Here is a 4,365-nt window from a genome sequence, read left to right as displayed (position 1 = left end):
GAATACGCTCACGCGTACCCTCGACGACTTTAACGTGTACACGGACTGTATCCCCAGGACGGAACGCAGGGACGTCTGACTTGATTTGTTCTTGTGTAAGTTCACGGAACAATTGTTGTGTGTTCATGAATGATTTCTCCTTTTTTCACCAATGTTCTTATCTTCATTTGCTTCAAGCATCCGACAGCGGAACATCGTTAATGGGTGGCTTTTGCCACATGTTTTAACTTATCATAGATTCAGTCGTTTGACAATCCTGAAATCGAGTCTAAATAACGCTGATCTTCATTCGTTAACGATGCATCCACGAGAAGATCAGGGCGCCGCTCATATGTCCGCTTCAGCGACTGTTCCCGTCGCCATTTTTCAATCCGGGCATGGTTGCCTGATAACAAAACATCGGGTACTCGGTACCCTTTATATTCTGCCGGACGTGTATAGTGCGGGTATTCGAGAAGTCCTGTTGAGAAGGAATCATCTTCGTGACTCGCAGACGCACCGAGGACGTCCGGTAAGAGGCGGACGACGGCGTCAATCATCGTCATCGCAGCGAGTTCTCCTCCCGTCAAGACGAAATCTCCGAGCGAAACCTCATCCGTCACCAACTGATCATGGATTCGCTGATCAAACCCCTCATAGTGACCACATAAGAAGACCAATTCTTCTTCGTTTGCCCACTCTTCCGCCATTCGTTGCGAAAACCGTTTACCGGTCGGTGTCATGACGATGATTCGTCGTTTTCGTTCCGGTAGACTTGCCATCGCATCGAAGACGGGTTGAGGTGTCAACAGCATGCCCGCTCCTCCACCATACGGATAATCATCGACCTTACCATGTCGATTCGTTGAAAAATCTCGAAAATTGATGGTTTCAAGTATGACGTGTTGATCGTCTTGCGCTCGCTTGACAATCGAATGGTCAAGCGCTGAAAACATTTCTGGAAACAACGTCAATACACGGATGTTCATTCTTCGATCAGTCCCGGAAGCGGCGTGATCTGAATGCGTTTCTGTTCGACGTCGACGGAAGCGACGACTTGTTCGATATACGGAATCAGGACGTCTTTTTTTCCGTCACGTTTGATCGTCCAGACGTCATTTGCGCCCGTTTCGAGAATGTCGGATACGACTCCGATTTTCGTCTCACCGTCATAAACCGTACAACCGATGATCTCATGATAGTAAAATTCATGCTCGTCTAAGTCCTGTAAGTCTTCTGCGTGGACATAGAGCTTCAATCCTTTGTACTTCTCGACGTCATTGATATGATGCATCCCTTTGAACGTCACCATGATGAATTGTTTATGCTTCCGGTAGCCACTGATCGTTACCGGTGTATACGTGCCTTCAGAGCCGAGAAAGACTTCTTTTCCGACCTTAAAGCGTTCTTCCGGGAAGTCCGTGCTTGCAAGTAGCTTCAATTCCCCTTTTAGACCGTGCGTGTTGGCGATTTTCGCAATTTCCAACCATTCCATATGTTTCACTTCCTTTCTTGAATTAAAAAAAGGAGGTAAGCTTTCGCTCACCTCCTAACGTCTTACTTCGCGAGTTTCGCGTTGTGGAATTTCTCCATGATACCAGCTTGTGAGAAGAGGTTACGAACTGTGTCCGAAGGTTTAGCACCTTCAGAGAGCCATTTAAGAGCTAGCTCTTCGTTGATTTTAACTTCTGCTTCTGGTTTAGCAACTGGATTGTAGTATCCGATTTGCTCGATGAAACGACCATCACGTGGTGCACGTGAGTCTGCTACTACCACACGGTAGAAAGGTGATTTTTTTGCGCCCATGCGCTTAAGACGAATTTTAACTGCCATTCGTAAGTCCCTCCAAATAATAAATGATTTTTTCGTTTAGTCAAATTGACAACTTCATTAGTATACAACGTTACAGCAAAAGAGAAAAGACTTTTAAAAGAATGGAAGGCCAAAGCCTTTCTTTTTCCCTTTGCCCATCTGTCCGGAAAATTGTTTCATCATTTTCCGCATGTCTTCGAACTGTTTAATGAGGCGGTTGACTTCTTGGATACTGCGTCCGCTACCACGGGCAATCCGCTTACGACGGCTCGCATTCAAGATTTCAGGTTCAGTCCGCTCTCGTTTCGTCATCGATTGGATGATCGCTTCGACATACACGAGTTGCTTCTCATCGATTTGGGCGTTTTTCAACCCCTTCATCTTCCCTTTACCTGCCCCAGGGATCATTCCCAACAGTTCGTCGAGTGGACCCATCTGTTTCACTTGCTGCAACTGCTCGATGAAATCATCGAATGTAAACGATGCATCGCGCATTTTGCTTTCTAACTCTTTGGCACGCGTAGCGTCCATTTGTGACTCTGCTTTTTCAATCAGTGTCAGCATGTCTCCCATGCCTAGAATCCGAGACGCCATCCGCTCGGGATAGAATGGTTCGATGGCATCGAGCTTCTCTCCAAGACCGACGAACTTAATCGGTGCTCCGGTGACTGCCTTGATGGAGAGTGCTGCACCACCTCGCGTATCTCCGTCGAGCTTCGTCAGAACGACTCCCGTTACGCCAAGCTTCTCGTTGAAGCTCTCTGCGACGTTGACGGCATCCTGACCCGTCATCGAATCGACGACAAGGAAGATTTCATGCGGTTTGGCGATCTCCTTAACATCAACGAGTTCCTGCATCAGTTCCTCATCGACGTGTAAGCGACCTGCCGTATCGATCAACACGATATCGTGATGATGCTCTTTTGCATAATCGAGTGCACCGGTAACGATTTCTTGTGGACTAACCTGATCTCCCATCGAGAAGACCGGTAACTCCAATTGTTTTCCGAGTGTCTCTAATTGTTTGATTGCTGCCGGACGATAAATATCCGCCGCAACAAGCAAAGGACTACGATTATGTTTTTTACGTAAATGATTGGCAAGTTTACCCGTTGTCGTTGTTTTACCTGCCCCTTGCAGACCGGTCATCATGATGACGGTCGGAGGACGGTTCGCAAGCGTCAACGGTGACACTTCTGCACCCATCAGATTCGTCAATTCATCGTGGACGATTTTGACGACTTGTTGTCCTGGCGTCAAAGACGTCATGACATCCTGTCCGACGGCGCGTTCCTTTACATCATTTACGAATTGTTTGACGACCTTGAAGTTGACGTCGGCTTCGAGTAGCGCTAAGCGAACTTCGCGCATCATCTCTTTGACGTCTGCTTCAGAAATCTTACCTTTACCTCGCATTTTAGCGAGACTGGCTTGAAGCCGTTCCGATAATCCTTCGAATGCCATTAAGAATGCCTCCTACTCTAATTGCTCCAATGTCTCAATGATCACTAGGGCTTCACCCGGAAGGTCGCATTGCTTCAGCTGATCGAGTAACTGCTTTCGCCGTTCGTGTTTCTTGAACAGCGATAGTCGTTCTTCATACTGCTCGAGCATGGCTTCCGTGCGTTTTATGTTGTCGTAGACTGCTTGTCGGCTGACTTCAAACTCATCGGCGATCTCACCTAAGGAAAAGTCATCTAAGTAATAGAGTGACATGTAATTCCGTTGTTTTGGCGTCAAAAGCTCCTGATAAAAGTCAATCAGATAATTCATCCGGTTCGTTTTATCAAGTGTCATCCGAGCACCTCCGCAATGTTAAGTGAAATTCCTTTACAGATAGTATAGTACAGCCCTCACAGTGTGTTGTCAAGTTTTTTTCTTTACATGAAACGTCGCTTATTCCGCGCTTTCTTCCGTCTCGACGTTTTCTTTTTCTTCAAAGACATCGCCGAACAGTCCATACACGAATTGTTCTGCGTCAAACGGTTGTAAATCATCGATCTTTTCACCGAGACCCACGAACTTAACCGGCAGATTCAGCTCGTTCTTGATTGCAAGAACAATCCCGCCTTTTGCTGTGCCGTCAAGCTTCGTCAAGACGATTCCGCTGACGTTCGTCGCTTGTTTGAAGGCTTTTGCCTGCACCATCGCGTTTTGCCCTGTTGTCGCGTCAAGCGCCAACAATACTTCATGGGGTGCACCAGGAATTTCACGTTCGATGACGCGTTTGACCTTTTCGAGCTCGTTCATCAGGTTGACTTTGTTTTGTAGGCGTCCTGCCGTATCACAAATCAGGACGTCGACCTTACGTGCTTTCGCTGCTTGGACGGCGTCATAAACGACAGCAGCCGGATCGGAGCCTTCGCCTTGACGAATGACCGGTACACCGGAGCGTTCGCCCCAGACTTGCAGTTGATCGATCGCACCAGCCCGGAACGTATCTCCCGCTGCTAACATGACGCTCTTGCCTTCTTGTTTTAAGCGGTTCGCAAGTTTTCCGATCGTCGTCGTCTTACCGACCCCGTTGACACCAACGAAGAGGATGACATTCAGCTCATGATCAAGATCAAGGGC

General features: G+C 47.6%; 7 protein-coding genes. All 7 read right to left on the bottom strand.

What is annotated here, in order from left to right:
• Positions 1–127, bottom strand: a 127-nt coding sequence (locus F8N00_RS16530) for a 50S ribosomal protein L19 (RefSeq protein ID WP_421018603.1), incomplete at its 3' end; no start/stop codon positions are given.
• 112 nt (positions 128–239) lie between these two features.
• Positions 240–968, bottom strand: a complete 729-nt coding sequence (trmD, locus tag F8N00_RS16525) for a tRNA (guanosine(37)-N1)-methyltransferase TrmD (RefSeq protein ID WP_421018602.1) — start codon at positions 966–968, stop codon at positions 240–242.
• Positions 965–1,474 (bottom strand): ribosome maturation factor RimM, encoded by a 510-nt coding sequence (gene rimM / locus F8N00_RS16520; RefSeq protein WP_023468740.1) that lies wholly within the window; start codon positions 1,472–1,474, stop codon positions 965–967. Before rimM ends, trmD begins: the two co-directional genes overlap by 4 nt.
• A 62-nt stretch (positions 1,475–1,536) precedes the next feature.
• Positions 1,537–1,812, bottom strand: coding sequence for a 30S ribosomal protein S16 (gene rpsP, locus F8N00_RS16515; RefSeq protein WP_023468741.1), 276 nt, complete (start codon positions 1,810–1,812; stop codon positions 1,537–1,539).
• Between the two features lie 93 nt (positions 1,813–1,905).
• A complete protein-coding gene (gene ffh / locus F8N00_RS16510; RefSeq protein ID WP_023468742.1) occupies positions 1,906–3,255 on the bottom strand; it encodes a signal recognition particle protein in 1,350 nt (449 codons plus the stop codon).
• Positions 3,256–3,267: 12 nt separating this feature from the next.
• Complete coding sequence (locus F8N00_RS16505) at positions 3,268–3,588, bottom strand: putative DNA-binding protein (RefSeq protein ID WP_023468743.1); 321 nt, start codon at positions 3,586–3,588, stop codon at positions 3,268–3,270.
• Between the two features lie 99 nt (positions 3,589–3,687).
• Positions 3,688–4,365, bottom strand: a 678-nt coding sequence (ftsY, locus tag F8N00_RS16500; RefSeq protein WP_421018601.1) for a signal recognition particle-docking protein FtsY, incomplete at its 5' end; no start/stop codon positions are given.

Origin of the sequence: Exiguobacterium sp. A1_3_1 (assembly GCF_048985645.1) — a bacterium.
In the GTDB taxonomy this organism is placed as follows: domain Bacteria; phylum Bacillota; class Bacilli; order Exiguobacteriales; family Exiguobacteriaceae; genus Exiguobacterium_A; species Exiguobacterium_A indicum.
This window is presented reverse-complemented; position numbering and strand designations above follow the sequence as displayed.